The sequence below is a fragment of the Asticcacaulis solisilvae genome (assembly GCF_052327315.1).
In the GTDB taxonomy this organism is placed as follows: Bacteria; Pseudomonadota; Alphaproteobacteria; order Caulobacterales; family Caulobacteraceae; genus Asticcacaulis; species Asticcacaulis solisilvae_B.
The window spans coordinates 1484036-1510037 of sequence record NZ_CP166196.1 but is presented as its reverse complement, the minus strand read 5'-3'; the positions used below and the strand labels follow the sequence as shown (position 1 = coordinate 1510037).

The 26002-nt window shown below is 63.9% G+C and carries 25 protein-coding genes; 11 read left to right on the top strand and 14 right to left on the bottom strand.

The window, feature by feature from the left end; genetic code table 11:
• Nucleotides 1-191 precede the first annotated feature (191 nt).
• The 3 genes from AB8717_RS06870 to AB8717_RS06860 all read right to left on the bottom strand — a co-directional run bounded on the left by AB8717_RS06870 (nucleotide 192) and on the right by AB8717_RS06860 (nucleotide 4005).
• Nucleotides 192-1634, bottom strand: a complete 1443-nt coding sequence (locus AB8717_RS06870) for an NAD-dependent succinate-semialdehyde dehydrogenase (protein WP_443750295.1) — start codon at nucleotides 1632-1634, stop codon at nucleotides 192-194.
• Nucleotides 1635-1636: 2 nt separating this feature from the next.
• Nucleotides 1637-3157: an aldehyde dehydrogenase gene (locus AB8717_RS06865; RefSeq protein WP_443750294.1), complete on the bottom strand. Its 1521-nt coding sequence runs from the start codon at nucleotides 3155-3157 to the stop codon at nucleotides 1637-1639.
• Between the two features lie 137 nt (nucleotides 3158-3294).
• Nucleotides 3295-4005 (bottom strand): GntR family transcriptional regulator, encoded by a 711-nt coding sequence (locus AB8717_RS06860; RefSeq protein WP_443750293.1) that lies wholly within the window; start codon nucleotides 4003-4005, stop codon nucleotides 3295-3297.
• Nucleotides 4006-4114: 109 nt separating this feature from the next.
• On the opposite strand from AB8717_RS06860, the gene AB8717_RS06855 reads away from it, so the two are divergent.
• Nucleotides 4115-5422, top strand: a complete 1308-nt coding sequence (locus tag AB8717_RS06855) for an aspartate aminotransferase family protein (protein ID WP_443750292.1) — start codon at nucleotides 4115-4117, stop codon at nucleotides 5420-5422.
• Here the strand turns inward: AB8717_RS06855 and AB8717_RS06850 are convergent.
• Complete coding sequence (locus AB8717_RS06850) at nucleotides 5407-5685, bottom strand: hypothetical protein (protein WP_443750291.1); 279 nt, start codon at nucleotides 5683-5685, stop codon at nucleotides 5407-5409. The two genes, AB8717_RS06855 and AB8717_RS06850, sit on opposite strands and share 16 nt — an antisense overlap.
• A 107-nt stretch (nucleotides 5686-5792) precedes the next feature.
• Between AB8717_RS06850 and AB8717_RS06845 the strand changes: the two genes are divergently transcribed.
• The gene (locus AB8717_RS06845; RefSeq protein ID WP_443750290.1) at nucleotides 5793-6344 is read left to right on the top strand and encodes a hypothetical protein; all 552 of its coding nucleotides are present in this window, start codon (nucleotides 5793-5795) and stop codon (nucleotides 6342-6344) included.
• A gap of 58 nt (nucleotides 6345-6402) precedes the next feature.
• Nucleotides 6403-8181, top strand: a complete 1779-nt coding sequence (locus tag AB8717_RS06840) for a glycoside hydrolase family 9 protein (protein WP_443750289.1) — start codon at nucleotides 6403-6405, stop codon at nucleotides 8179-8181.
• Here the strand turns inward: AB8717_RS06840 and AB8717_RS06835 are convergent.
• The 3 genes from AB8717_RS06835 to AB8717_RS06825 form a co-directional block, all read right to left on the bottom strand.
• The gene (locus AB8717_RS06835) at nucleotides 8178-8378 is read right to left on the bottom strand and encodes a DUF3126 family protein (RefSeq protein WP_443750288.1); all 201 of its coding nucleotides are present in this window, start codon (nucleotides 8376-8378) and stop codon (nucleotides 8178-8180) included. The two genes, AB8717_RS06840 and AB8717_RS06835, sit on opposite strands and share 4 nt — an antisense overlap.
• Nucleotides 8379-8529: 151 nt before the next feature.
• Nucleotides 8530-9357, bottom strand: coding sequence for a serine O-acetyltransferase (cysE, locus tag AB8717_RS06830; protein ID WP_443750287.1), 828 nt, complete (start codon nucleotides 9355-9357; stop codon nucleotides 8530-8532).
• A gap of 22 nt (nucleotides 9358-9379) precedes the next feature.
• Nucleotides 9380-10036: an NUDIX domain-containing protein gene (locus AB8717_RS06825; RefSeq protein WP_443750286.1), complete on the bottom strand. Its 657-nt coding sequence runs from the start codon at nucleotides 10034-10036 to the stop codon at nucleotides 9380-9382.
• A 45-nt stretch (nucleotides 10037-10081) separates the two neighbouring features.
• Between AB8717_RS06825 and AB8717_RS06820 the strand changes: the two genes are divergently transcribed.
• The gene (locus tag AB8717_RS06820) at nucleotides 10082-10708 is read left to right on the top strand and encodes a nitroreductase family protein (RefSeq protein WP_443750285.1); all 627 of its coding nucleotides are present in this window, start codon (nucleotides 10082-10084) and stop codon (nucleotides 10706-10708) included.
• On the opposite strand, the gene AB8717_RS06815 is transcribed toward AB8717_RS06820, so the two are convergent.
• Both AB8717_RS06815 and queF read right to left on the bottom strand, forming a co-directional pair.
• Nucleotides 10705-11187, bottom strand: a complete 483-nt coding sequence (locus AB8717_RS06815) for a hypothetical protein (RefSeq protein WP_443750284.1) — start codon at nucleotides 11185-11187, stop codon at nucleotides 10705-10707. The genes AB8717_RS06820 and AB8717_RS06815 overlap by 4 nt on opposite strands.
• A gap of 9 nt (nucleotides 11188-11196) precedes the next feature.
• The gene (queF, locus tag AB8717_RS06810) at nucleotides 11197-11658 is read right to left on the bottom strand and encodes a preQ(1) synthase (protein WP_443750283.1); all 462 of its coding nucleotides are present in this window, start codon (nucleotides 11656-11658) and stop codon (nucleotides 11197-11199) included.
• Between the two features lie 177 nt (nucleotides 11659-11835).
• Between queF and AB8717_RS06805 the strand changes: the two genes are divergently transcribed.
• The 3 genes from AB8717_RS06805 (at nucleotide 11836) to AB8717_RS06795 (ending at nucleotide 13879) form a co-directional block, all read left to right on the top strand.
• Complete coding sequence (locus AB8717_RS06805; protein ID WP_443750282.1) at nucleotides 11836-12789, top strand: NAD(P)H-dependent flavin oxidoreductase; 954 nt, start codon at nucleotides 11836-11838, stop codon at nucleotides 12787-12789.
• A gap of 53 nt (nucleotides 12790-12842) precedes the next feature.
• Entirely contained in the window at nucleotides 12843-13091 is a 249-nt protein-coding gene (locus AB8717_RS06800) for a hypothetical protein (protein ID WP_443750281.1), read from the top strand.
• Nucleotides 13092-13177: 86 nt separating this feature from the next.
• The gene (locus tag AB8717_RS06795; protein ID WP_443750280.1) at nucleotides 13178-13879 is read left to right on the top strand and encodes a hypothetical protein; all 702 of its coding nucleotides are present in this window, start codon (nucleotides 13178-13180) and stop codon (nucleotides 13877-13879) included.
• On the opposite strand, the gene metC is transcribed toward AB8717_RS06795, so the two are convergent.
• The 5 genes from metC to AB8717_RS06770 form a co-directional block, all read right to left on the bottom strand.
• Nucleotides 13863-15029 carry a cystathionine beta-lyase gene (gene metC, locus AB8717_RS06790; protein WP_443750279.1) on the bottom strand — a complete coding sequence of 389 codons (1167 nt, stop codon included), beginning with the start codon at nucleotides 15027-15029 and terminating at the stop codon, nucleotides 13863-13865. The genes AB8717_RS06795 and metC overlap by 17 nt on opposite strands.
• A gap of 303 nt (nucleotides 15030-15332) precedes the next feature.
• Nucleotides 15333-16811 (bottom strand): methyl-accepting chemotaxis protein, encoded by a 1479-nt coding sequence (locus tag AB8717_RS06785; protein WP_443750278.1) that lies wholly within the window; start codon nucleotides 16809-16811, stop codon nucleotides 15333-15335.
• Nucleotides 16812-16921: 110 nt separating this feature from the next.
• Nucleotides 16922-17950 carry an alpha/beta hydrolase gene (locus tag AB8717_RS06780; protein ID WP_443750277.1) on the bottom strand — a complete coding sequence of 343 codons (1029 nt, stop codon included), beginning with the start codon at nucleotides 17948-17950 and terminating at the stop codon, nucleotides 16922-16924.
• Between the two features lie 347 nt (nucleotides 17951-18297).
• On the bottom strand, nucleotides 18298-20517 hold the full coding sequence (locus AB8717_RS06775) for a 3-hydroxyacyl-CoA dehydrogenase NAD-binding domain-containing protein (protein ID WP_443750276.1): 2220 nt from the start codon (nucleotides 20515-20517) through the stop codon (nucleotides 18298-18300).
• Nucleotides 20518-20541: 24 nt separating this feature from the next.
• Nucleotides 20542-21759, bottom strand: a complete 1218-nt coding sequence (locus AB8717_RS06770; RefSeq protein ID WP_443750275.1) for an acetyl-CoA C-acetyltransferase — start codon at nucleotides 21757-21759, stop codon at nucleotides 20542-20544.
• A 228-nt stretch (nucleotides 21760-21987) separates the two neighbouring features.
• Between AB8717_RS06770 and dgoD the strand changes: the two genes are divergently transcribed.
• The 4 genes from dgoD to AB8717_RS06750 all read left to right on the top strand — a co-directional run bounded on the left by dgoD (nucleotide 21988) and on the right by AB8717_RS06750 (nucleotide 25877).
• Nucleotides 21988-23172 (top strand): galactonate dehydratase, encoded by a 1185-nt coding sequence (dgoD, locus tag AB8717_RS06765; protein WP_443750274.1) that lies wholly within the window; start codon nucleotides 21988-21990, stop codon nucleotides 23170-23172.
• Between the two features lie 253 nt (nucleotides 23173-23425).
• Nucleotides 23426-24289 carry an SMP-30/gluconolactonase/LRE family protein gene (locus AB8717_RS06760; protein WP_443750273.1) on the top strand — a complete coding sequence of 288 codons (864 nt, stop codon included), beginning with the start codon at nucleotides 23426-23428 and terminating at the stop codon, nucleotides 24287-24289.
• 41 nt (nucleotides 24290-24330) lie between these two features.
• Nucleotides 24331-25242: a 2-dehydro-3-deoxygalactonokinase gene (locus tag AB8717_RS06755; RefSeq protein ID WP_443750272.1), complete on the top strand. Its 912-nt coding sequence runs from the start codon at nucleotides 24331-24333 to the stop codon at nucleotides 25240-25242.
• Nucleotides 25239-25877, top strand: a complete 639-nt coding sequence (locus tag AB8717_RS06750; protein ID WP_443750271.1) for a 2-dehydro-3-deoxy-6-phosphogalactonate aldolase — start codon at nucleotides 25239-25241, stop codon at nucleotides 25875-25877. The genes AB8717_RS06755 and AB8717_RS06750 overlap by 4 nt, the downstream gene beginning before the upstream one ends.
• The last annotated feature ends 125 nt before the right edge of the window (nucleotides 25878-26002 follow it).

The following is a 26002-nucleotide window of genomic DNA, read 5'->3' as shown; positions in this document are numbered from 1 at the left end:
CGAAGTGGGATGGTGGTGGGGTTTCTTGCTTACTTCCAAATGCTCGACGCTGAAAAGAAAATAAGAAAACCCACCACCACATCTCCTTCGCCATTGCTTGCGCAACGGCTCAGTCGCGCGGTCCCCCTCCCCATTCCCCTTCGCTAACGCTGCGGGAAACAGGGAGGTGCAAGAATATGCGTGCGAACCGATCAAATCGCCCCCAGCCCGCCGTAGGAGATGTATTTGATGCTGAGATACTCCTCCAGCCCTTCGACAGCGCCTTCGCGGCCCAGGCCCGATTCCTTGACGCCGCCAAACGGCGTGACCTCGGTCGAGATCAGGCCGTCGTTCATGCCGACCATGCCGTATTGCAGCTTGGCCGCCACCCGCATGGCGCGGCCGATGTCGCGCGTATAGGCATAGGCCGCCAGGCCGAACGGCGTGTCGTTGGCCATGGCGATCCCCTCTTCTTCCGTCTCGAAACGGAAGAGCGGCGCCACGGGCCCGAAGATTTCGGTGTCGAACAGCTCCATCTCGCGGCTGACATTGGTCAGCACGGTGCCTTCGTAAAAGAGGTCATGGGCCTTGCCGCCCAGCTCGACGTGCGCGCCTTTTTTTACGGCGTCGTCGACCAGATGCTGGACCTTGTCGATGGCCTTCCGGTTGATCAGCGGTCCGAGCGTCGCGTCTTCCTTCCAGCCCTCTTCCAGCTTCAGTTCGCGGACGCGCTCGGTCAGGCGCGCGGCGAAGCTGTCATAGATGCCCGACTGCACGATCAGCCGGTTGGCGCAGACGCAGGTCTGGCCGGAATTGCGGTACTTCGAGGCGAGCGCGCCTTCGACGGCCGCGTCGATCTCGGCGTCGTCGAACACCAGGAAGGGCGCATTGCCGCCAAGCTCCATCGACAGCTTCTTCATGGTCGGGGCACACTGGGCGTAGAGCAGCTTTCCGACCGGGGTCGAGCCGGTGAAGCTCAGCTTCTTGACGCGCGGGTCGGACGTCAGCACGCCGCCGATCTCTGCCGCTTTTGTGGAATTGACGACATTGATCACGCCCTCGGGCAGGCCCGCTTGCTTCGCCAGTTGCAGCAGGACCAGCGCCGACAGCGGCGTTTCTTCCGACGGCTTGATGACCACGGTACAGCCCGCGGCGAGCGCCGGCGAGACCTTGCGCGTGATCATCGAGATCGGGAAGTTCCACGGCGTAATCGCCGCGCACACGCCGATCGCCTGCTTGATCGTCTGCAAATGCTTGCCCGGCAGGGTCGCCGGGATGGTGCGGCCATAGGCGCGCTTGGCCTCTTCGGCGAACCACTCGATAAAGCTTGCGCCATAGGTGACTTCGCCATGCGTTTCCTTGATCGGCCGTCCCTGCTCAAGGGTCACCAGCAGCGCCATCTCTTCCTTGTGCTTCAGCACCAGATCATTCCATTTTTTCAGAATGATCGACCGATCCTTGGCGGTCTTGCCGGACCACGCCGGAAAGGCCTTGTCGGCGGCGGCGATCGCCGTGCGCGTGTCATCGGCCGTATGCTCCTGGACATAGGCGAGGACGCCAGCGTCGGCGGGATTGTAGACCGGGAACCAGCCGGCGCGCGGCGTCAACGAAATGGTCTCGCCCAGCAGGGCGACCTGTGCGGATGTCAGTTTCATGATCAGGGCTCGAAGCTTATCGAAATGGCCTTAAGGTCGGCATACTTATATAGGGCGTGCAGGCTGCGATCGCGACCGAAGCCCGACTGTTTTATGCCGCCGAACGGCGATGTGATGTCGCAGGCGTCCCAACCGTTGATCCACACCAGCCCCGCCTTCAGGGCATTGGCCGCGCGCATGGCGCGGCTGACGTTCGAGGTCCACGCCCCGGCCGCCAGCCCGTAGACCGTGCTGTTGGCGATGCGAAAGGCCTCGGCCTCGTCCCTGAAGGTCATGACCGACAGGACCGGCCCGAAGACCTCTTCCTGCGCCAGGGTATTGGCCGGTGTGATATTATCGAGCACCGACGGCTCGACGTAGAAGCCGCCGCTTTCGTCGCGGATGCGTGCGCCGCCCATCAGCAGGCGTCCGCCCTCGGCCTGGCCCTTTTCGATATAGTCGAGCGCGGTGTTCATCTGGCGCTGCGACACCATGGCGCCGAACTGGGTCGCCGGGTCGAACGGGTCGCCGACGGTGATCGCCTTGGCGGCGGCGGTGACCTTTGCGACGAATTCGTCCTTGATGCTCTCCTCGACCAGCAGGCGCGACGACGCCGTGCACACCTGGCCCTGGTTATAGAAGACGCCCCAGGCCGCCGCCGAAGCCGCACCGTCGAGATTGTCGCTGTCGGCAAAGACGACCTGCGGGCTCTTGCCGCCCAGTTCCAGCGAAACCCGCTTCAGGTTCGAGTCTGCCGAGGCGCGCATCAGCTGCCGGCCGACGACGCCCGATCCCGTAAAGGCGATCATGTCGACGTCCATGTGTTTGGCCAAGGCGTCGCCCGCCTCGGTGCCCAGACCGGTGACCACGTTCCATACGCCCGCCGGCACGCCAGCTTCGAGCGCCAGCATCGCGGTATAGAGCGCCGTCATCGACGACAGTTCGGCCGGCTTCAGCACGATCGAATTGCCCATGGCCAGGGCGGGCGCGACCTTCCACATCGCCATGTGCAGCGGGAAGTTCCACGGCACGATGGCGCCGATCACGCCCAGAGGCTCGTGCACGACATAGGACAGGCGGTCGTGCGGGGTGGGCGCGACCTCGCCGTAGATTTTATCGATCGCCTCGGCGTAATAGCGCACCGTGTTGATGGACGCCGGGACATCGAAACCGCGCGCATCGCGGATCGGCTTACCCGTATCGAGGCTTTCCAGCAGGGCCAGGTTCTCTGCATGCGCCTGCATCAGGTCGGCCAGCTTGTGCAGGACCTTCTTGCGGGCGCGCGGCGCCAGGCGGCTCCAGCGGCCGTCGTCAAAGGCCGCACGGGCTGTCTTCACCGCCTGATCGACATCGGTCATGTCGCAGGCGGCGATGGCATTGATGCGCGTACCGTCACGCGAGGAAAAATTGTCGAAGGTCCGGCCGGTATGGGCGGCGACTTCCTTGCCGTCGATCAGCGCCCGTTTCGGCAGGTCGAGCCTGGCGATCGACGCCAGGACGCCGTCGAGTGTATCAGCGGGGAGTTGCGGCGGAGAGATCGGCATGGGCACCTGCTTAAGCGCTTTGTGATCACAATTAGACACTGCCGGTACAAGCGAAGTCAATATGGGGAAGAGGCCCCTCCACCACTTCGTGCCCCCCTTGCTTCGCATAGGGAGGAGAAATCAGGGCGATATTCCGTCTAACCCCTGCCCCGCCGTTTGGGTTGCGGCACGTCGTGCTCGCCGATCGCGTCCAGCATCAGGTTCATACCTTCGCGCAGGTCTTCGGCCATCGAGGCCCGCGCCGCATCGGCATTGCCGGCCTCGAACGCCGCGATCATGTCCTGGTGGTGGTCCTTGGGCAGTTGCACCGTGCCCAGCCGCCCGAAGACGACACGCATGAACGGCCCGCTTTGCAGCCACAGGCTCCGCGCCATGCCGCACAGAAGATCGGCGTCGGCGGCGCGGTAAATGGTGAAATGGAAATCGTGATTGGCCTGCATATAGGCCGAGACGTCGCCGCTTTTCAGCGCCCGCATCAGGGCCGCGTCGTCGTCGCGCAGGCGCTTGATGTCGTCGCGCGTCATGCGCGGCGCCGCCATGGCCGCCAGTTCCGGCTCGACCCAGCAGCGCGCCAAGGTCAGTTGCCTGAGGCGATGCTCGCTGAGGTGCGGCACACGCAGGCGCTTGTTTTCGGTCTGCAGCTCCAGCGCCTTTTCGGCGATCAGCCGCCGAACCGCCTCGCGCACCGGCATCGGCGACACGCCATAGCGCTGAGCCAGGCCGCGTAGCGACAAGGACTTCAGCGGTGGAATCTGGCCCTGGATCAAGTCCTCGCTCAGGGCTTCGTAGACCTGCGCATGGGCGCTGGCATTGTCGTTCGTCGCCGGCTTGCGGGAAACCACCTTCATATTCGCGCGGACCTCTTGTCTGCTGGCCGGCGCTGTGATCACAATGGACGCCGACTCCTGTCACATTAGCACGTTCCGCGCCCGTGCCAGCCAAAAAAGAGCCTCGAAAATGGATAACCTCGACAGCTTCTGGATGCCGTTCACGCCCAACCGCGCGTTCAAGGCTAAGCCCAAGCTGCTCGCGGCCGCATCGGGCATGTACTACACGTCGCATGACGGCCGGCAGATCCTCGATGCGACCTCCGGCCTGTGGTGCGTCAATGCCGGGCATGGGCGCCGTCAGATCACCGAGGCGATCCAGAAGCAGGCCGCGGTGATGGACTTCGCGCCGACCTTCAATATGGGCCATCCCCTCGCCTTCGACTTTACCGAAAAGCTGTCCGGCATCATGCCGTTCGACCTGAAGCGCATCTTCCTGACCAATTCGGGTTCGGAAGCCGCCGACACGGCGCTGAAGATCGCGCTGGCCTACCAGCGCATGCGCGGCCAGGGCGCCAGGACGCGGCTGATCGGGCGGGAACGCGCCTACCACGGCGTCGGCTTCGGCGGGATCAGCGTCGGCGGCATCGTGCGCAACCGCATGACCTTCGGGACTCTGCTGACCGGCGTCGATCACCTGCCGCACACGCATGGCGTCCCGGGCAACCTGTTCTCGAAAGGCGAGCCCAAGCACGGCGGCACCGACCTTGCCGACGCCCTGGAGCGGATCGTCGCCCTGCACGACGCCAGCACGATCGCCGCCGTCATCGTCGAGCCCGTTGCCGGATCGACCGGCGTTCTGGTACCGCCCAAGGGCTATCTGCAACGCCTTAGGGCGATCTGCGACAAGCACGACATCCTGCTGATCTTCGACGAGGTCATCACCGGTTTCGGGCGGCTGGGCGCGGCCTTCGGCGCGGACGGGTTCGGCGTGCGCCCCGACATGATCTGCATGGCGAAAGGCATCACCAATGCCGCCGTGCCCATGGGCGCGGTCGCCGTATCGAACCGCATATACGACACCTTCATGCAGGCTTCGGAAACGCCGATCGAGCTGTTTCACGGTTACACCTATTCGGGCCATCCCCTGGCCTGCGCCGCCGGCATGGCCACGCTCGATATCTACGCCGGGGAAGGGCTGTTCGCCCGCGCCGCGTCGCTGGCCGGTTACTGGCAGGACGCCGTGCACAGCTTACGCGATGCGCGCCACGTCATCGACATCCGCAATCTGGGACTGGTCGGCGGCATCGAGCTTGAGCCGCGCGCGGGTGCTGCCACCGCCCGCGCGCTCGAAGTGTTCGACCGCTGCTACGACAAGGGCCTGCTGATCCGCGTCACCGGCGACATCATCGCCCTGTCGCCGCCGCTGATCGTCGAAAAGGACCAGATCGACATGATCGTCGCCATCATCCGCGACGCGCTTCAGGAGACCTTGTAACCGGTCAGCACCGCCGCGATCACCAGGAACACGATCTGGGCGGCAAAGCCGATGACGTAGCTGGCCCCGCCCGGCACGAAGCGCGGCGAAATCATGCCCCGCGCCGCCACCAGGCCGATGGCCACGGCGATATCGGTCCAGCCCCAGTGCGAATCGCTGCCCATCAGGGCCAGCCCCGCCCAGACCAGCGCGACCGCCATCAGCCAGAACATCGCGGCGCTCACCACCTTAAGCGCGTGCCATAAACCCTGAAACAGCATCATGCGCTTGACTTGCCTCGGAAAATCACTGGAAACTTAAACATATTGTTCTCTTATTCCTGTATGCTGTCTATCAGGTTTGTATCGGGACCGGAGGTATGAAGGGCGCCATGTTCAACGTTTCGCACAAGATCGAGTCGTTCAAAACCTCTCTGATCGGCTTTGTCCTGATGTTGGCCTGTACGATCCTGGGCATTATCTGGCTCAGCGTGTCGCTCTACAACTTTCTGACCATCAAGTTCGGCCTGATCGCCGGCCCGGCCATCTGCGGCGCCGTGCTGTTCCTGCCGATCGTCGGCTATGGCGTCTTCAAGGTTTTCCACCGCAAGGACAAGCGCTCGAAAAAGGAGCGCATGTTCGACGAAGCCTTCGCCAATTCGTCGGTCGGCAGCCTGTCGCGCATGATCGAAAGCATGTCGCGCCATTCGCCGTTCGCCGCCGCGGCCGTCGCCATCATCGGCGGCTTCCTGGCCTCGCGTTTCCCGCAATTCCTGTCGATGTTCGCCGAGCTGGTCCAGGCCGCCGGCGACGAACTCGACCGCCGCAAGGTCCACAAGGCCGAGGAAAAGGTGCGCAAGGCCGAAGAAGCCCGCGGCGCCACGCCCCCGCCGCCCGACGTCGAGCCGCGCGCCCGCCGCCGCACCAAGGCGGACATGTACTAAACTTAAGTAGACACGGCCGCCAAATCCCGCATGATCGCCCGAAACGGGGAGGATCGTTATGGGCAGTCTCAGCCGGCGGCAGTGGCTTATGGGCGCAGGCGCGGCCCTGGCTTTCACAGGCCAGGCGCGCGCCGCCGATACCGTCAATCCGATCGTCGACTTGCCAAAGCTCAACCAGATCGGCTTCCGGCCCGATGCGGCCAAACGCTTCTGCCTGACGGTCGCCGGAGCGTCGGAAACGCCGTCCGGGGCGGACGCCGGAGCGGACGTCCTTGCCGGCGGTCTCAATCCCATTGCCGATCCCACGGCGATCCCCCTGCCCGGACACTTCACCGTCGAGACCGAAACCGGTGAGACCGTCTTTTCAGGTGGCTTCGGCCCCATCTTGGACTTGACCAAGGCCGCCGGCGAGCGCGTCGCCAGCGGTGATTTTTCCGCCCTGACCAGGCCCGGCCGCTATCGCATCCGTTGCGGCGAACGCGTGTCCGCCCCGTTTGCCATCGCCGACACCGTCTATCGCCCCCTGCTGCACGACGCCGCGCGCACCTTCTATATCATCCGCGCCAATGCCGCGCTGAACGACCCCGTCACGGGCCTGAGCCACGCCGCCGGCCATCCCGCCGATGCGCATATCCTGGTCGGCAAAGAGACGCGCGACCTGACCGGCGGCTGGTACAATGCCGGCGATTTCGGCAAGTGGACGCATATGGCCGCCATCAGCAGCAGCCAGATGATGTGGTTGTACGAACTGCGGCCGGCGGCGGCCGACGTCAAGCTCGACATGCCGGCGCTCTGGCCCCTGCCCGACCTGCTGCAGCAGGCGCGCTGGGGTTTGGAATGGCTGCTCAGGATGCAGAACCGCGACGGCAGCGTGCTGCACAAGGTCGATACCGAGCCGCTCTATGCCTGGGGCAAGCCGCCGGCGGAAGATCCCAATCCGCGCAATGCCCGCGGCGCCTCCAGCCTCGATGCCGGTGTTTTCGTCGGCGCGATGAGCCAGGCAAGCCGTGTATTCGCCAAGGCCGATCCGGCGTTCGCAAAGCGGTGCCGGGCGGCGGCGCTGAAGTCCTGGGCGTGGCTGAAGGCCAATCCCAACGTCCTGCACAGCGATCCCTTCTACGTCGATCCCGATGTCCGCCAGGAGGTGGCGTGGGCGACGTCGGAAATGGCCGTGCTGATCGGCGACGCCGACCTGGCCAGCCTGGCGTGGGGGCTGTTCGCGCCCCTGAAAACGCGCGACGACACCGGCATCCTGCCCTTCTTCTGGCCCAGCCCGCAGGTCCTGGGCGCCATGGCCCTGGCGCGTTACGCCAAGGGTCCCGCGCGCGATGCCGCCATATCGGGTCTGCATCGGGCAGCCACCGCGCTCGCCGCCATTCAGGACGGCGATCCTTACGGATATGCGGCCATTCCGGCGCTCTATAGCTGGGGTTCGCTGGAAATGGCCTTCGACAGCGCCGTCGTCTGCCTGTTCGCGCACGAGGTCACGGGCGACGCCGTGCATAGACGGACGGCGCAACGCGTGCTCGACTATGCGCTGGGCTGCAATGCGCTGAATTTAAGCTTTGTCACCGGGCACGGCACGCACTTCGTCAGCCATCCCTACAACTGGACCTACCGGACGCAGAAAAAGCTGATGCCGGGCTGGCCCAGCGGCGGCCCGAACGGTCAGCCCCAGGGCGCGGACCCGTTGCTCGGCGCGGTCATCGCGCGCGGCACGCCGCCGGCCAAATGCTTTGTCGATGCGTGCGAAGACAACGGCGCCTGGGCGTGCAACGAAGGCCAGACGACGGAAACGGCCGCCCTGGTGCTGGCGGCCGGCTTGCTTGCGATTTAGAGGTCTTCCTTCAGGATCGCCATTTCGAACATGTACGAGCCTTCTTCGTCCTCGTCGACATAGACGACGCCGATGAATTCCTCACCGATGAAGACTTCGGCCGAATCCTTCTGCTTGCGCGCCTTGACCTCAAGCCCCTTGGTCTTGAAGATCGAGAACAGATAATCCTGAACCTTGTTGATTTCCGTCGGGGACATGGGCAGCCTCTGAATGCAGTTTGCTTCCGGGGTCTGTCACGCGCCCCATGATCTCATGAAAGCACAGTTCACCCCGGACAGGGATAAAATTTGCGTGTCGGCCTCATACGGCGCACGCTCCCGCAGTGCAAACAGAAAAGCCGCTTATCCCCTAAATCACGTAGTCGTAGTCGACGTCGGCCAGGGTGTGATCCATCTTGCGCGCGGGGTCTTCGCAGGTCTTGCAGTTGACCAGCCGCGCCGGCACGCCGGCCGCCGTGCAATGGGCCGGCACCGGCTTCAGCACGACCGAGCCCGAAGCGATCTTGGCATAGTCGCCGATGGTGATATTGCCCAGCACCTTGGCGCCGGCGCCCAGCAGGACGCCCTTGCCGATCTTGGGGTGGCGGTCGCCGCGGTCGGCGCCGGTACCGCCCAGGGTCACGCCGTGCAGCATCGAAACCTCGTCGTCCACGACGGCGGTTTCGCCGATGACGACGCCGGTGCCGTGGTCGATGAAGATACCCTTGCCGATCTTCGCGGCGGGGTGGATATCGATCTGGAAGAGTTCCGAAACACGGCTTTGCAGGTAGTGCGCCATAGTATAGCGCCCCTCCTGCCACAGGCGATGGCCGACGCGGTGAATCTGCAGGGCCAGGAAGCCCTTGAAGAACATGAAGGCCTGCAGGTAGCCCTTGGCCGCCGGATCACGTTCATAAATGGCCTGGAGATCGGCCTCGGCCGCCTCGACCAGGGACGCATCGGCGGCATAGGCCTTCTGGGCGATTTCGCGCAGGGTCATGCCGCGCAGCGTATCGTCGCCGGCCTTGCGCGCCATATGATACGACAGGGCCGACGCCAGGTCGTCGTGCGACAGGATGGTGGAATGCAGCATCGAAGCCAGGCCCGGCTCGGCCGCCAGGGTGTCCGACGCCTCCTGGCGCAGGCACAGCCAGATCGGCTTGTCTTCGGGGGTGATGACTTCGAAAACCTGAGCCATGCCGGACTCCTGCATAAAACCGTTAGTCGCGGGCCAGTACGGCCCGGCACAGATGGGCGGGCAACGCACCCGTTACCGCCATATGGTACACCCTTAGTACCGTGACAACGGTTAAACCATCGCGAACCTGCCCATTTATAACAGCTTTGAGCAGTTGCGGAAAGGGAACGCGGGCATAATCGAAGTTTTCGGTCTCGTCAGGCTCGGTTTCGGCCTGCGTAAGGCCGGTCGCCAGATAGCAGATCGCGACCTCGTCGGTCACCGAGTTCGACATGTCGAAGCTCAGTATCTGGCGAAGATCGGCGGCCTCGAGGCCGGCCTCCTCGCGCAATTCGCGCCGCGCCGCGTGTTCGGGATCTTCGTCGAGCGGCCCGCCGCCTTCCGGGATTTCCCAGCTATAGGCTCCGACGGGATAGCGGGCCTGCCCGACCAGCGGTACGGTGCCGTCGTCGTGCAGCGCAAACACGGCGATGGCCCGGTTGGCGAAGCGGACGACGCCATACCGTCCAGGATTGCCGGTGGGCGCTATGACCTCGCTGGCCTCGACGCGAATCCAGGGGGTCTCGAAAACGGCCGCCTGCGTGACCGTACGCCATTGCGGCCGGCGTTCGGCGGCTTCGGGCGTGTCCCAGGGCGGCAAATCAATCGGTAATGTCGGCTGCATGGTGTGGATTTGCACCGCTCCGCCTATATAGTCAAAGCGATTCCTTCATTGCGGTGTCTCATGCCCCTTCCCGATTTCGACCGTACGCCCATCGCCTTCGGCCAGCCCCTGCCGCAGCAAGCCTCCACCGAAGTTCTGGACCGGCTGTTTCACCGCCGCAGCGCGCCGGCGCCGACCCTGACGGCGCCCGGACCGTCGGCGGAAGAAGTCGACCTGCTGATCGAAATCGGCCTGCGCGTGCCCGACCATGGCAAGATCGGCCCGTGGCGCGTCGTGCGCTTCACCCCGGAAGCCAAGGCGGAGCTGGCGGAACGGCTTATGGCTCTGGCGGCCACGCAGCCCGAGCCCAAAAAGGCCGAAGTCGCCCTGCTCAAGCTGACGACGCCGCCCGAAGCCCTGCTGATCGTGTCCTCGCCGGTCCAGCCGCACAAGATTCCCCTGTGGGAACAGCAGTTGTCGGCCGCCGCCGTCTGCCAGACCCTGCTGATCGCGGCGGGCGCCCTGGGCTACGGCGCCAACTGGATCACCGACTGGTATTCCTACGACGAGGGCGCCAAGGCCCTGCTGGGGCTGGCCAGCCATGAAAACGTCGCCGGCTGGATATTCCTCGGCACGCCGTCCGAAGCGCCGCTGGAGCGCGACCGCCCGGATTACGGCGCCCGCATCGGCTGGTGGCAGCCGGCTTAAAAAACATCCGGCACAACCGGCGGCAGGGCGTCCTGCCGCTTTTGCCAGAACAGGTAATAGCCGTATCCCGCCGCACCAGCGATGACGATTGCGGCGGCATAACATCCTAGCAGCGTGGCCATCCCGGCAAGCGCGTTGTTTGAAAACGTGCGGATATCGAGAAAAACGCCGCAATACAGCACGAAGAAAAACAATGGAATAAAGGCAAGATACGCGCCCAGCGGCAACGGCTGGCGCTTACCCCAGACACGGGGCTCGCTCAGCAACCACTGGGGAAGCCCCGGCAGTACGAGAAGCAGCATTCCCCACCGGAAATTCGGGTACAGGCCGAACGGGAAAGGGACATGGTCGATAAATGTCGCGGCGAACCAATTGGCCAGCAGGCCGCCTGCGACAAACCCAAACCCGCTGAACACCACCAGCATCATCGCCGTGGCGGGCAGCCTTACCCAGACTTTTTCCCACATCTTGCCCCCCATTGCCGCCCCTTACCCCCGTCCGCGATAGGGTTGGACGCCGAAGTCCGGCACCAGCACGCCCTTCAAGGGTTCGCTTGTCTGCCAGAAGACGTCAATGGGGATGCCCCCGCGCGGATACCAGAAGCCGCCGATGCGCAGCCAGCGCGGGTCGAGCAGGTCCTTCAGGCGCTTGGCGATATAGATGGTGCAGTCCTCGTGAAAGGCGCCGTGGTTGCGGAAACTGGTCAGGAACAGTTTCAGCGACTTCGATTCGACCAGCCAGTCGCCTGGCACGTAGTCGATGACGATATGCGCGAAATCGGGCTGGCCGGTGACGGGGCACAGCGAGGTGAATTCCGGCGCGGTAAAGCGCGCGACATAGTCGATGTCGGGGTGCGGATTGGGCACGCGTTCCAGCGTGGCGTTCGCGGGATCGGCGGCGGGACGGGCGTCCGCGCCCAGCTGCGTCAGGTTGTCGGTATAATGGCTCATCGCGCTTATGTAGCGCAGGCTCAAGGTTTGGCAAGCATCGCGAAGAGCAATGCCTTCGCCCGCCCCATAAATGGGGAGGGCGAAGAATTCTTTTTCCACGCCATAGAAGGCTCCCCCAAGAAAGCCCGCTCACAAATTTCCCTTTACGTGAACGTCAATTTTTGAGATGACTGGGGCATGATCCCTGCCCCGCTCTCGCGCAACCTGCGCTTTCCCGCCGTCGCCGCGCCGATGTTCCTGGTGTCCGGCCCCGAACTGGTCATCGCCACGTGCAAGGCCGGCATGATCGGCACCTTCCCGGCGCTGAACCAGCGCACATCCGAGGGCTATGCCGAGTGGCTTACGGAGATCAAGGCCGCGCTGGGGGCCGACGACGCGGCCTACGGTGTCAACCTGATCGTCCACAATACCAATACGCGGCTGATGGCCGACATCGCCATCACGGTCGAACACAAGGTGCCGCTGGTCATCACGTCGCTCGGCGCGGTAAAAGACGTGGTCGACGCCGTCCACAGCTATGGCGGCATCGTCTTCCATGACATCATCAATGCCCGCCACGCGCAGAAGGCCATGGAGGCCGGGGTCGACGGGCTGATCCTGGTGTCGGCCGGCGCCGGCGGTCACGCCGGCACGCAGCATCCGTTCGCCCTGCTCAACGAAATCCGCAGCTTCTTCAAGGGGACGATCCTGCTGTCGGGCGCCATGTCGACCGGCCAGGACGTGGCCGCCGCCCTGATGGCCGGCGCCGACCTCGCCTATATGGGCACGCGCTTTATCGCCACAGCCGAAGCCCGCGCCGACGACGGCTACAAGCAGATGCTGCTCGAAACCTCGGCCAAGGACATCACCTATACGGATGCGATTTCAGGCATCAACGCCAACTTCCTGACCCCGTCCCTGATTCAGAACGGGCTCGATCCGGCGGCTGCGAAGGATCCGAAGCACAAGATCGACATGGCGCACGAACTCAGCCCCGAGGCCAAGGCGTGGAAGACGATCTGGTCGGCCGGCCAGGGCGTGGGCTCGATTCGCGAGGTGCTGCCGGTTGCTGACTTGGTGGCGCGGCTGAAGTCGGAGTTCAGCACCGCGGGCGACGCCTTTGCCACGAAACGCGGAACATTCGACCTGTAATTGCGCCCTGCCGGAAATCGCGATAACCTTTTCGCATCTTCCGGAGCTCTTTTATGTCCGAAACCCTGCGCGATCGCCTGATCCTTTGCATTCCGTGGATTACTGCCTTCGCGTTTCCGCTTTTGGTTCTTTATGTCCTGCCTACCCGCACAAATGCCCCGTTCGTATGTATCGGCAGCGGCGGGATTTCGGGGGCCATAGGCGGCGCATTGACGATGATGCCGCCTTTTCGGGCAATTCAACTGCGCTACCTGAAACGCCGCTACTCCAAGATGTTCCGCTCCCGGAAACGGCCTGATTAACCCGCAAAAACAACGATCTAAAAGTTAATTTCGATTCAGCCTGTCGTTTAGTGAAATCGATATCAACGCCGTGTATAAGCGGTGTCATGCGGTATCTTGTATGTATTCCTCTTCTGGCGTTGGTGCCCGGACTGGCCTGGGCTGACAGCAGCAATCCGGGCGATCCCGACTATTGGCAAAAGCCGGCGACCCTGCGCGCCTCGATCAGCCTGTCGACCTCGGCGGTGATCAACGGCGTCATCATGAAGAAGCCCCAGCTGGGCTTCAATCTGTCCGGCGAAAAGGCCGACGCCTTCTACGGCGCCGGCATCAGCACCGTCGATACGAATCTGGGCAGCGACAGCCAGGATCAAGTCTACGCCGGCTATCGCCAGTCATTGGGTAAAACGTCGATCCGCTACCAGGCGACATACCGCGTCTACCCGGGTACCCTGCCGCAATATAACGATTCCGGCCTGACCTATCAGGTCACAGCGTCACGCACCGTGCTTGGTGTCGGCACGTCGCTCGGCATGGACTATAGCGACGCCGACTTCGCGAGCGTGCGCAAGTCCTATGGCCTCAACGGTTCATTGAGCCACGGCCTGATCAAGAACATGTCGGGCTGGCTTAGCCTCAGCTACCACAAGCAGCGCGGCGGCGTGGACTCGCTCAACACCAATATCGGCATCTGGTACCAGATGACGCCGAAGATGGGCATCAGCGCCAGCGTCAACAACTGGCACGCCTATGCGTCGTGGAACCGCGACCGCCCGACCCTGTCGATCGGCCTCAGCCGAACGTTGTGAGGGCGTTTTCGATGTCGCCGATCAGGTCGTCGGCATCCTCAAGCCCCACATAGAAGCGGATTGCCGAACCCGACAGCAGCCAGTCGTCGTCGTTGCTTAGCTTGACGCGGCTCTTGATCTGCGGCTCGCAATAGACCGCCAGGCTTTCGAACCCGCCCCAGCTGAAGCCCAGGCCGAACAGGGTCAGCCTGTTGAGGAATTCCTGGGACTTTGTCTCGTCCCCGCCCTTGAAGATCACCATGAACAGGCCGTTGGAGCCCGAGAAATCGCGGGCGAAGACGTCGTGGCCGCGATGGCTTTCGAGGCCCGGATGAACGACGTGCGCGACTTCCGGGCGGCCTTCCAGCCAGCGCGCGATCTTCAAGGCCGACTCGCCGGATTGCTTGAGGCGCAGGTGCAGCGAGCGGATGCCGCGGATCGCCAGATAGCTTTCGTCGGCCGAGGTGAAGAAACCCCAGGCCTTCTGCGTGGCGTAGATCTTCTTGGCCAGGGCCTTGTCGGTCACACTGACCGAACCGATCAGGATATCGCTGTGACCACCGACGTACTTTGTCAGCGCCTGCATGCTCATATCGCAGCCGTGTTCCAGCGGCTTGAACAGGACGCCGGCGCCATAGGTGTTGTCGCAGAGCGTCAGGATGCCCTTGGCCCTGGCGGCGCGGGCGATGCCGGGGATGTCCTGGATGTCGAAGGTCAGCGACCCGGGGCTTTCGACATAGATCAGCTTGGTCTGCGGCGAGGCCAGCGCAATCACTTCGTCGGGCGACAGGCGCGGGTCGTAATAGCGCGCGGCGACGCCATAGCGCTTCAGCTGAGTTTCGACGAAGCGGCGCACGGGGGCATAGCAAGAGTTCACGACAAGGATTTCATCGCCGGCATTGAGCACCGCGAACATCGGCACGGTCAGCGCCGCCAGTCCTGTCGGCAGGATAAACGACTGTTCCGCCCCTTCCAGTTCCGCGATCAGGCGACACAGTTCGTTTTGCGTCGAAAGCCCGTCGGTGCCATAGGTCGGCTTGATGTCGTCGTCATAAAGGACTTCGGCGCTTTCCATCAGCACGGTCGAGCCGCGTTCGACGCCGACATTGACGGCGCGGCGCGAATGCTCGCGGCCGAGCGTGGCCGAGGTCAGGCGGGTGATGTCTTTCATGGATAGTCCTTTCGCAGCCTCCCGTATGCCGGGGAACGACCGGCCAAGGCAAGCGAGAAGAACTATGGAAATCGATTAGGTCCTCGCGAGGATCAAGCAAGAAACCCCACCACCACATCTCCTTCACCGTTGCTTCGCAACGCTCAGTCGTGCGGTCCCCCTCCCCATTTTCTGCGAAAACGGGGAGGCACAAGAGGTTCGAATCTGCCCTTCTTGTACCTCCCTGTCGCGAAGCGATGGGGAGGGGGACCGCCCGGAGCGTTAGCACAGGGTGGTGGTGGGGTTTCTTGCTTACTTCAGCGCTTACAGCTTCACGCCGATCCGGAACCCACCCCAATGCCGGCCATTGACCATGATCGGCGCGGAAATGTCCTTCATCATGGCGAAGACGCCATTGCCCATGTCGCGGCGATAGGCCTGGACAAGCGTCGGGCCGTTATTGGCCCCTGCCCGCTTGCCGACGCGGTCGCCGAAGATGCGGCGGTTGCGGCAATTGGCCGTGTTCCACGCCGTTTCGCCCGGGCGTTGGGGTTGCGAGAACTTGCGGTTATGCGTCGGCAGGAAGCCGTTGGTGTCGACCGCGGCGCAGAAGACGATGCGGCTGTCGCTGCTTAAGACCGCTTCCTGGATATCCGGCAACAGGCGGTCGGTCAGCGACACGAAGCGCGTCATATGCTGGACGGGATCGGAGCCCTTGATCGGCTCGTAACGCTTGTCGAACAGGGCATCGAGCGTGATCGCGCCGTCGGCCACGGCCTTTTCGAACAGGGCGCTGATCTTGGCCGCGGCATTGCTGGCCATGTCGATGAAGTGGCTGTCGGCGCACGACACGCCGGCGCCGGAGGCCGCCTGCATGATCGACTCGCCCGTCATGGCGACCTTGTCGAGGCTTTTGCCGCCCTCGCCCAGCAGCTTGTCGAGCGCGCCCACGTCCTCGGCCAGCAGGCTGGCGTCGGCGCGCACCTGGCGCGATGTGCTTTCGATGGCGGCAGCGTTGGCCGACACGGCTTCGACCGTGCCGCGCGCGAATTCGAAGGCCTGGCTGACGGCCGACAGCGACGTGCCGGTCTCACCCGACTGCCCCGACATCGACTGCGCCATCTTGAGATTATTGGCGCTGATGTCGTTGAGCGCGGCGAATTCACGCGTCAGCGCGCCCATGGTTTCCTGGATCTGGCGCGAGGCGACGCGCGTCTGTTCCGACAGCGCCTTGACCTCGGTGGCGACGACCGCGAAGCCCCGGCCGGCCTCGCCAGCCCGCGCCGCCTCGATCGTGGCGTTGAGCGCCAGGAGGTTGGTATTGGCGGCGATGGTTTCGATCGACTTGGCGATGGAGTCGACGCTGCCCAGCGACTTTTCCAGGCTGGCGATATTGGCCATGGCGTTTTCGGCGCTCTGCACCCAGGCCGACATGGCCTGCATGGTGCCTTCGACGCGTTCGCGCGTCTGGCGGGCCGACGCTTCCAGGGCAGCTTCGGCCTGGCGGGCCGTGGCCACGACGTCGGCATTCTGCTGGGCGACCTGCTCGGCGGCTTCGGCCAGTTCATGCAGCTTGGACACCTGGCCAGCGTGGCGGGCGACGACATCGTCGATCGTGCCGGCGACCGACACCAGCTCAAGCCCCAGCGAGCCCCCGATATCGGAAATGGTGGCGATGACCTTGCGCAGCTTTTCGGCAGAGTCGTCCACGGCCGGCGGCGCGGCTTCAAAACGCGGCTCATACGCCGGTGTCGTCTCAGGCTGTTGCGCGGTCTGTGCCGCGGAACGGGATCTGAAAAGCATCGAAAGGCCCTGTCGAAGTCTGAAATCTGTCCGCGACAGTAGGGCTGTCACGGCTAACAATTCCTGAACAGGACGCCGTTCTCCCCCGGCTTTTTAACCGTCTCTTTTGATTATCCGGCCTTCAGCCCGTGGCGCTCCATGAAGGCCAGCGCCGTCAGGGCCCAGGGCTGGACGTTGCCGGCCTTGTCGTGCAGGGGGAAGCCGTGGGTCGCGCCCTCATACAGGTGCAGTTCCGACGGGATTTTCTGCGCCTTGAGCGCCTCGTACATCAGCATGGCGTTGTGCATGGGCACGACAGGATCATCGGTCGTGCCGCAGACGAAGGTCGGCGCCGCGTCGGCCGGTACATGTTTTTCTACGGAGGCGCGTACGCGTTGCTCGTCGGTGGGCGTCTTGCCGATCAGTTCGTTGACCGAGCCGATATGGGCGTATGGCAGGGTCGCCGTCACCACCGGATAGCACATGGCGACGACGGTCGGCTTGGCGGACAGGCTGTCGACGGCGTCTATCGGCGCGTAGGATGCGTCGGCAAACCGCGTCGCCGCAAGCCCCGCCACATGGCCACCCGCCGAGAAACCCATGACCGCCAGGCGCGCCGGATCGAGGCCGAAGTCCGCGCTTTTCGAACGGATCAGGCGGATGGCGCGCTGTACGTCCTGCAGCGCCACGTCGGGCCCGGCCGCCCAGTTGTCCCCCGGCAGGCGGTAGTCCATGGTGAAGACGGTATAGCCGAGCCCCGCCAGCCAGGCGTCGATATCGCTGCCGGCCTTCGACACCGCGACGCGGACATAGCCACCACCAGGTGCGATCAGTACGGCGGCGCCATTGGGCTTTTCGGGCTTCTTGACGATCAGCCAGGGTTTCTTGACATGGTAATAGGCCGTGTCGTTGGGATCGCCGCCGGGCTTGCGCAGGACGACCTTTTCCTCGGCTGTAACGTGCTCGCCACCGGGCGCGTCGCCGGGCCAGATATCGAACAACGGCAGCGATGGCCGGACGCCCGGCCCGGAGGTCGGCGCGATCGGGAGGCCTTCCTGTTGGGTATTTTGCGCGTTGGCTTGTCCGGCTTGTGCCCTGGCCAGCCCCGGCAAGGCGGCCAGCATGGCGGTAAAGCCCATCACGGTACGGCGGTCGAACATGGGTGGCATCCCTGGATGATCGTTGGCGCTTAACCTTGCGCGTTTATGCGCAGGAGTAGTGCATGTCAGGAGACACGCACGCAAGGGCCGAAACCGTCGGTCGGGGAGAAAAAAGCTGACTTGCACCTCCCCGTCGCCCGAAGCATTAGCGTAGGGCGATGGGGAGGGGGACCGCCCGGAGCGTCAGCGCAGGGTGGTGGTGGGGTTTCTTGCTTTCTTTGAATTTCAGGTGTGTGGTTGGAAGCAAGAAACCCCACCACCACATCTCCTTCGCCGTTGCTTCCGCAACACTCAGTCGTGCGTTCCCCCTCCCCATTTTTCTGCGAAAAACGGGGAGGTGCAAAAACTTACGCCGCCTTCGCCGTCTCGGTCTTGCCGAAGCGCGAGTAGAAGGTCTCGCCCTTGGCGGCCATGTCACGCAGCAACTGCGGCGCTTTAAACCGTTCGCCGTACGCCTTTTCCATGCGCTCGAGTTCCGCCACGAACTCCGCAATCCCGATCGCGTCCATCAGCGAGATGATCCCGCCCGACCATGGCGCGAAGCCCCAGCCGAGGATCGAGCCGACATCGGCTTCGCGCGGATCGGTGATCACGCCTTCCTCGAAACAGCGCGCGGCCGTCACCGCCTGGACGTACAGAAGACGCTTCTTCAACTCTTCGACCGTCTTCGGATCGGCTTCGGTGAGCGTTGCCGGGAACATCGACTTGGCGCCGTCCCACAGGACCTTCTGGCCGCCCTTGTCGGCGGGATAGTCGTAGAAGCCCTTGCCGTTCTTGCGGCCGTAACGGCCGTCGGCGACCATCTGGGCGACTTCCTTTTCGCCCGGGATCGGCTTGTAATCCGGATCGGCCTTGGCCATCTCGGCGGTGATCTTGACCATGAGGTCCAGAGCCACGTCGTCGAGCATTTCCAGCGGCCCGCGCGGCATGCCGGTCATGCGGCCGACATTGTCGACAATGGCCGGCGCGATGCCTTCGGCCCACATCATCATGCCTTCGGCGGTGAACGGAATGAAGCAGCGGTTGGCGAAGAAGCCACGACTGTCGTTGACCACGATCGGCGTCTTCTTGATCTTGAGCGCATAGTCGATCGCCTTGGCGACCGTCTCGTCCGAGGTCTTGTCACCACGGATGATTTCGACCAGCAGCATCTTGTCGACCGGCGAGAAGAAGTGGATGCCGATGAACTTGTCGGCCTTCTGCGACGCCGTGGCCAGGATCGAGATCGGAATGGTCGAGGTGTTGGAACCGAACATCGCCGTATCGGCCTTGGCGCCCTTATAAAGCTGCGCCTCGGCGTCCTTGGTGACCTTTTCCTTGAGCTCGGTGTTCTCGAACACGGCTTCGACCACAAGGTCGGCGCCTTCGATGGCGGCGTAGTCGGGCGTCGCCGTGATCAGCGCCAGGATGCCCTGCGCCTTTTCCTGCGTCATCTTGCCGCGCGACACCTGCTTTTTCAGCAGGTCTTCGCAGTGCGCCTTGCCCTTGTCGGCCGACTCCTGGTCGCGGTCGATCAGGATGGTTTCGATGCCGGCCAGGGCCTGGACGTAGGCAATGCCCGCCCCCATCATGCCGGCGCCCAGCACCGCCACCTTGCCGAAATCGGCCTTGGCGATACCGGCGGGACGGCCGGAGCCCTTGCCCAGGGCCTGCATCGAGAAGAAGAAGGTACGGATCATCGCCTTGGCTTGAGGCGTCGCCAGCGTCTTGCAGAAGAAGCGTGTCTCGACCTTGATCGCCGTGTCGAACGGCAGTTGCAGACCTTCGTAGACCGAGTGCATCAGGTTCAGCACGGCGGGATAGTTGCCGTAGGATTGCTTGCGCAGCAGGGCGTTGCCGGCCATGAAGACCTGCGCGCCGGTGGGATGGTAGGGACCGCCGCCGGGGATCTTGAAATCCTTCTTGTCCCAGCGCGCGACGGCGTCACCCTTGGTCTTGATCCAGGTTTTGGCGGCCTCGACGACCTTGTCGTCGTCGGTGACCTCATCGACCACACCCGCGCCCAGCGCCTCCTGCGGCTTGAACGACTTGCCTTCCGACATGGCCATCAGGGCCGCCTGCGCGCCGATCAGGCGCGGCAGGCGCTGCGAGCCGCCGCCGCCCGGAAACAGGCCGATCTTGACCTCGGGCAGGCCGACCTGGACCTTGGGTCCGTTCGACAGCACGCGATAGTGACAGGCCAGCGACAGTTCCAGCCCGCCGCCCAGCGCCAGGCCGTTGATGGCGACCGCCACCGGCTTGCCGCAGGTTTCGAGCAGACGATAGACGCGGTTCATCTCGAACGCCGCGTCGAAATTGGCTTTAAGCAGCGCTTCACCCGTCAGGTTTCCGCCGGTTTCCCAGGCGCCACCGATCATTTCTTCCAGGTCGGCGCCGGCGCAGAAGCCGGTCGTCTTGCCCGACGTGATGACCACGCCCTTGATGTCGGCCTCGGCCTTGGCGCGCGCGGCGATGGCTTCGACATCGGCCAGGGCCGACTTGGTGAAGGTGTTCATCGTTTTGCCCGGCACGTCGAAAGTGCAGAGCAGGATGCCGTCGGCGTCGAGTTCGGTCTTGAAGTTTTCCATGGTCGTTTCTCCCTCTTCGCCCGATTACACGCGTTCGATCACGGTGGCGGTGGCCATGCCGCCGCCGACGCACAGGACCGCCAGGCCCGTCGATTTGCCGGTCCGTTCCAGTTCGTCGACCAGTGTCCCCAGGATCATCGCGCCGGTCGCGCCCAGCGGATGGCCCATGGCGATGGCGCCGCCGCAGGGGTTCAGCTTGTCGTGCGGGATGTCGAGGACCTGCATGTAGCGCAGGACGACCGAGGCAAAGGCTTCGTTGAGCTCGTAGATATCGATGTCCGAGACGGCCATGCCGAGCTTTTTCAAAAGCTTTTCGGTGGCGAAGGACGGGCCCGTCAGCATGATCGACGGCTCGGAGCCGATCGACACGGTGCCGAGGATGCGGGCACGCGGCTTGAGGCCGGACAGCTTGCCGGCTTCCTTCGAGCCCACCAGCACGGCGGCCGCCCCGTCGACGATCGACGACGAATTGCCCGGCGTATGGACGTGGTTGACGCGCTCGACCTCGGGATAGCGCTGCTGGATGACCGAGTCGAAGGCCATTTCGCCAAAGGCCTGGAAGGACGGGTTGAGACCGCCCAGCGATTGCATGTCCGTCGTCGGGCGGATCGTCTCGTCGTGGTCGAGCGCCGTGACACCCATCTGGTCCTTGATCGACAGGACCGACTTTTTAAAGCGGCCCTCGGCCCAGGACTTGGCCGCGCGCTTGTGGCTTTCGACGGCAAAGGCGTCGCAGTCGGTGCGCGAGAAACCCCACTTGGTGGCGATCATGTCGGCCGACACGCCCTGCGGCACGAAATGCTGCGGGAAGGCCGCCGCCACGTCGATCGCCCACGCGCCGCCGTCAGACCCCATGGGGATGCGGCTCATGCATTCGACGCCGCCGCCGATCGCCATGGTCGCTTCGCCCGACACCACCTTGGCGGCGGCGATATTGACGGCTTCCAGGCCCGAGGCGCAGAAACGATTGACCTGGGCGCCGGCCGTATACTGGTCGTAGCCCGCCGCCAGGACGGCCGCCCGGGCGATGTCCCCGCCCTGCTCACCCACCGGCGTCACGCAACCCCACGACACGTCGTCGACAAGCGTCGTATCGAGCCCGTTGCGGTCGCGGACCGCCGCCAGTACCTGCGCAGACAGGTCGAGCGCCGTGATCTGGTGCAGGCTTCCGTCCTTCTTGCCCTTGCCGCGCGGGCTTCGCACGTGGTCGTAGATATAGGCTGAATTTTCAGGGGTCGGCATGGGGTGAGAATCCTCCGGCGATGCGCCTTATTATGCTGCGAACTATCTGAGCGATGTTTACGCGAACGTCAAGATAACGGGCAAAATATAATGGGACGTAAAGTCAACTTAATGTGAGTCCCGATGGCGGAAAATCGGGGCTCGTGCGTCTGGATATATTATAGTACAATTTTCTTGACCTCGCGGCGTCATGCGCCTAGGTCAAGGGGGCGACACAAGGACTTCACGATGAATACCATGCCGGCTTCGAGCACCTTCACCACCAAGGGCGCCGCCCTCACCCGGATCGAAACCTTCGCCGTTCCGCCGCGCTGGCTGTTCGTGCGCGTCGAGACCGCCGACGGCGCTGTCGGCTGGGGCGAAGCCTCGCTGGAAGGCCATACCGAAGCGGTCGAAGCCACCTTCGCCGAAATCCGCGAACGCTTCATCGGCCAGGATTCCAGCCGCATCGAGGACATGTGGCAGACCTTCTACCGCCTCGGCTTCTATCGCGGCGGCCCCGTGCTGATGTCGGCTCTTTCGGGTTTCGACCAGGCGCTGTGGGACCTGAAGGGCAAGCGTTTCGGCGTGCCGGTGTGGGAACTGCTGGGCGGGCGCGTGCGCGACCGTGTGCAGGTCTATGCCTGGATCGGCGGCGACCGTCCGTCGGACGTGGTCGACGCCGCCAAGGCGCGCATCGCCCAGGGCTTTAGCGCCATCAAGATGAATGCCAGCGAGGACATGGCCTGGCTGGATTCGCCCAAGGTGATCGACGGCGTGCTGGAACGCGCGACCTCGGTCCAGGCGCTGGGTCTCGACGTCGGTCTCGACTTCCACGGCCGCGTCCATAAGCCGATGGCCAAGCAACTGGCGCACGCGCTTGAGCCCATCCGTCCGCTGTTCATCGAGGAGCCGCTGCTGTCGGAGCACCCCGAAGGCATCGCCCAGCTGTCGAAGCTGACGACAACGCCGATCGCTTTGGGTGAGCGTCTCTACAGCCGCTGGGACTTCAAGCCCTTCTTCGAAGCCGCGTCCGTCGACATCATCCAGCCCGACCTGTCGCACGCCGGCGGGATTTCCGAAGTCCGCCGCATCGCCGCCATGGCCGAAGCCTACGACGTCTCGGTCGCGCCGCACTGCCCGCTGGGGCCGCTGGCGCTCGGCGCCTGCATGCAGCTGGCCATCGCCACGCCCAACCACGTCATCCAGGAAATGTCCCTGGGCATCCACTACAACACCAACGGCCACGACCTCTTGACCTACATGAAGAACCCGGAAGTGTTCGACGTGAAGGACGGCTATGTCGAGGCGCTGACCGGCCCCGGCCTCGGCATCGAGATCGACGAGGACAAGGTCCGTGAGCTGGCCAAGGACTGCCCCCCGTGGCGCAACCCTGCCTGGCGCGGTCCGGACGGTTATGTGCGGGAGTGGTAGGACACCTATCGCCGCACGCATACTTCTGATCGAATAAAATGGAAGCACTTCGCCCTCCCCATTTATGGGGAGGGGGGACCGCCGAAGGTGGTGGGCGGGGCACTTTGGTAGACACCACAAGCGCCATCTACTGGTTAATTCAGCGCCCAATTCATCTGCCAGAACACCCCGCCCACCACGCTTCGCGTGGTCCCCCCTCCCCGCAAGCAGGGAGGGCGAAGAAAGACAAAACATCAGACTTCGGAGAGAAACCATGCCAGATATCATCCGCCGCTCGCCCGCGGGCGCCATTCTGGGCGAAGGCCCGCTTTGGTCGCGCCGCGACAATTGCGTCTACTGGGTCGATATCCTCGGCAACAAGCTGCACGCATACTATCTCGATAACAGCGCGCGCACCTGGCAGTTCCCCGAACACATCACATGGGTCATCGAGCGCGAACAGGGCGGCTTTATCGCCGGCCTGATGAGCGGGTTCGCCGAGGTCACGCTCGATCCCCTGACCATCAAGCACATCGCCAATCCCTACCCGCACGAGCCGGAAAACCGGCTCAACGACGCCAAGGCCGATAGCTTGGGCCGCATCTGGGCGGGGTCGATGCACAAGCCGATCGAAAAAGTCTCCGGAGCGTTTTATCGCCTCAATGTCGACCTGACCGTCCAGGAGGTCGATGGCCCGTACAAGATCGCCAACGGCCCGGCCTTCACCGCCGACCACCGCACGGTCTACCATACCGACACGGCTGTCGGCGAAGTCTACGTCTTCGATATCGACGACAACGGCGAACTGACCAACAAGCGGCTGTTCATCAAGTTCACCGACGACATGGGCGGCCCCGACGGCATGACGGCCGACGCGCAGGGCGGTCTGTGGATCGCGCACTGGGGACCCGGCCGCGTCACGCGCTTCAAAGCCGACGGCACCGAAGACTTCCATATCGACCTGCCCGCCAAGCAGACGACGTCGCCGTGCTTCGCCGGCGAAAAGCTCGACCGCCTGTTCGTTACTTCGGCCGCCGAAGGCTTAACAGAAGACCGTGAAGGCGGGACACTGTTCGAAATCCCAAGTGAATTGCTGCGCGGCCATACCGGCCTTGAGCCGCAAAAGTTTAAGGGCTAGATACCGCTAACGTTTTTCTAGTCCCACCAAATGGAATCGATATGACCGACAGCGCTCCCGCCCTTCTGGCCGCCGACTGGGGCACGACCAATTTCCGCCTCTTCCTGTTCGGGACCGACGGCGAAATCATCGCGCGCCACAATGCCAATATCGGTCTCAAGAACCTGGGCGTGCTGACCTTCGAACAGGCGCTGACCTCGGTCATGAAGGAAGACTTCGCGCGTCCGGATCTGCCGATCCTGCTGTGCGGCATGGTCGGCTCGCGCACCGGCTGGCAGGAAGCCCCCTACGTCCACTGCCCTGCCGGCCTGCCCGAGATCGTCGCCGGCATCGTCACCACGCCGTCGGACAAGCTTAAGGCCAAGATCGTGCCCGGCCTGTCGGCCGAGGCCGACCACAAGGGCTTGCTCAACGTCATGCGTGGCGAGGAAACCCAGATCTACGGCCTGGCGACCAAGGCCGGCGACTGCTCCTACGTCCTGCCGGGCACGCACTGCAAGTGGGCGCAGGTCGAGGGCGGCAAGATCACCGGCTTCTCGAGCTACATGACCGGCGAAATGTTCCAGGTGCTGAAGCGCAATTCGATCCTCGGCGACCTGATGACCGACGATATCGACGATGCCGACGCCTTCCTGCTGGGCGTCGATCGCGCCCTGGAAGACAAGTCGTTCCTGTCGCTGGTCTTCTCGGTGCGCACCGAAGGCCTGTTCGGCCACATCAAGCCGGAAAGCCTGTCTTCGTACCTGTCGGGCCTGCTGATCGGGTCGGAAATCCGCGCCGAGATCGGCCGCCACGGCGTACGCCCCGTCGGCCTGATCGGCGACGGCACCCTGGTCAACCTGTACGAACGCGCGCTGAAGCACACCGGCTTCACGCAGATCACCCGCCACGACGGCGACGACGCCTCTGCCGCCGGCCTGTGGGCCATGGCGCAACAAGGAAAACTGATATGACGCTTATCGAACGCTGGCAGGATACGCTGAACACCCTGCCGCTCGTCGCGATCCTGCGCGGCATTACTCCGGCGGAAGCCTTGAGCGTCGGCGAGCAGATCGTCGCCGCCGGCTTCAAGGTGCTGGAGGTGCCGCTCAACTCGCCCGAGCCGTTCGAGAGCATCAAGCTGATGGCCGAGGCGTTTGGCAAGGCCGCCATCGTCGGCGCTGGCACCGTGCTGAAGGTCGAGGACGTCGATACTTTGGCGAGCGTCGGCGGCCAGATCTGCATCTCGCCCAATACCAATCCGGCGGTGATCAAACGCGCTAAAGCGCTGGGCCTGATTTCGTTCCCGGCCTTTTTCACCGCGACCGAAGCCTTTACGGCGATCGACGCCGGCGCCGATGCGTTGAAGCTGTTCCCGGCCGAACTGGCAGGCGTCAAGGGCTTGAAGGCGTTGAAGGCCATCTTGCCCAAGGACATGCCGGTCTTTCCGGTCGGCGGTGTCGAACCCGGCAATATGAAGGAATACCTGGACGTCGGCGCCGCCGGCTTCGGCATCGGGTCGAGCGTCTACAAGCCGGGCGATACGGCCGAGATTGCGTTCGCCAAGGCCAAGGCGTTTACGGATGCGTGGAAAGCGTTGGGGAAGTAAAGAAAGCAAGAAACCCCACCACCACCCTTCGCTACGCTCCGGGCGGTCCGGCACGGGCCGCCCCGCCCTCCCCATTCGTTCCGAACGGGGAGGTACAAAAATACCGAACCGCCTTTACTTGCACC

Coding starts and splice junctions, on each gene's coding strand:
- AB8717_RS06805 (WP_443750282.1), top strand. CDS start 11,836: ATGATCCCTGCCCCGCTCTCGCGCAACCTGCGCTTTCCCGCCGTCGCC.
- AB8717_RS06770 (WP_443750275.1), bottom strand. CDS start 21,759: ATGCCGACCCCTGAAAATTCAGCCTATATCTACGACCACGTGCGAAGC.
- cysE (WP_443750287.1), bottom strand. CDS start 9,357: ATGGCTCAGGTTTTCGAAGTCATCACCCCCGAAGACAAGCCGATCTGG.
- AB8717_RS06795 (WP_443750280.1), top strand. CDS start 13,178: ATGCGGTATCTTGTATGTATTCCTCTTCTGGCGTTGGTGCCCGGACTG.
- AB8717_RS06850 (WP_443750291.1), bottom strand. CDS start 5,685: ATGATGCTGTTTCAGGGTTTATGGCACGCGCTTAAGGTGGTGAGCGCC.
- AB8717_RS06815 (WP_443750284.1), bottom strand. CDS start 11,187: ATGGGGGGCAAGATGTGGGAAAAAGTCTGGGTAAGGCTGCCCGCCACG.
- AB8717_RS06865 (WP_443750294.1), bottom strand. CDS start 3,157: ATGCCGATCTCTCCGCCGCAACTCCCCGCTGATACACTCGACGGCGTC.
- AB8717_RS06760 (WP_443750273.1), top strand. CDS start 23,426: ATGCCAGATATCATCCGCCGCTCGCCCGCGGGCGCCATTCTGGGCGAA.
- AB8717_RS06870 (WP_443750295.1), bottom strand. CDS start 1,634: ATGAAACTGACATCCGCACAGGTCGCCCTGCTGGGCGAGACCATTTCG.
- AB8717_RS06835 (WP_443750288.1), bottom strand. CDS start 8,378: ATGTCCCCGACGGAAATCAACAAGGTTCAGGATTATCTGTTCTCGATC.
- AB8717_RS06845 (WP_443750290.1), top strand. CDS start 5,793: ATGTTCAACGTTTCGCACAAGATCGAGTCGTTCAAAACCTCTCTGATC.
- AB8717_RS06775 (WP_443750276.1), bottom strand. CDS start 20,517: ATGGAAAACTTCAAGACCGAACTCGACGCCGACGGCATCCTGCTCTGC.
- AB8717_RS06855 (WP_443750292.1), top strand. CDS start 4,115: ATGGATAACCTCGACAGCTTCTGGATGCCGTTCACGCCCAACCGCGCG.
- queF (WP_443750283.1), bottom strand. CDS start 11,658: ATGAGCCATTATACCGACAACCTGACGCAGCTGGGCGCGGACGCCCGT.
- AB8717_RS06750 (WP_443750271.1), top strand. CDS start 25,239: ATGACGCTTATCGAACGCTGGCAGGATACGCTGAACACCCTGCCGCTC.
- AB8717_RS06840 (WP_443750289.1), top strand. CDS start 6,403: ATGGGCAGTCTCAGCCGGCGGCAGTGGCTTATGGGCGCAGGCGCGGCC.
- AB8717_RS06860 (WP_443750293.1), bottom strand. CDS start 4,005: ATGAAGGTGGTTTCCCGCAAGCCGGCGACGAACGACAATGCCAGCGCC.
- AB8717_RS06800 (WP_443750281.1), top strand. CDS start 12,843: ATGTCCGAAACCCTGCGCGATCGCCTGATCCTTTGCATTCCGTGGATT.
- AB8717_RS06785 (WP_443750278.1), bottom strand. CDS start 16,811: ATGCTTTTCAGATCCCGTTCCGCGGCACAGACCGCGCAACAGCCTGAG.
- AB8717_RS06820 (WP_443750285.1), top strand. CDS start 10,082: ATGCCCCTTCCCGATTTCGACCGTACGCCCATCGCCTTCGGCCAGCCC.
- AB8717_RS06755 (WP_443750272.1), top strand. CDS start 24,331: ATGACCGACAGCGCTCCCGCCCTTCTGGCCGCCGACTGGGGCACGACC.
- AB8717_RS06780 (WP_443750277.1), bottom strand. CDS start 17,950: ATGTTCGACCGCCGTACCGTGATGGGCTTTACCGCCATGCTGGCCGCC.
- dgoD (WP_443750274.1), top strand. CDS start 21,988: ATGAATACCATGCCGGCTTCGAGCACCTTCACCACCAAGGGCGCCGCC.
- metC (WP_443750279.1), bottom strand. CDS start 15,029: ATGAAAGACATCACCCGCCTGACCTCGGCCACGCTCGGCCGCGAGCAT.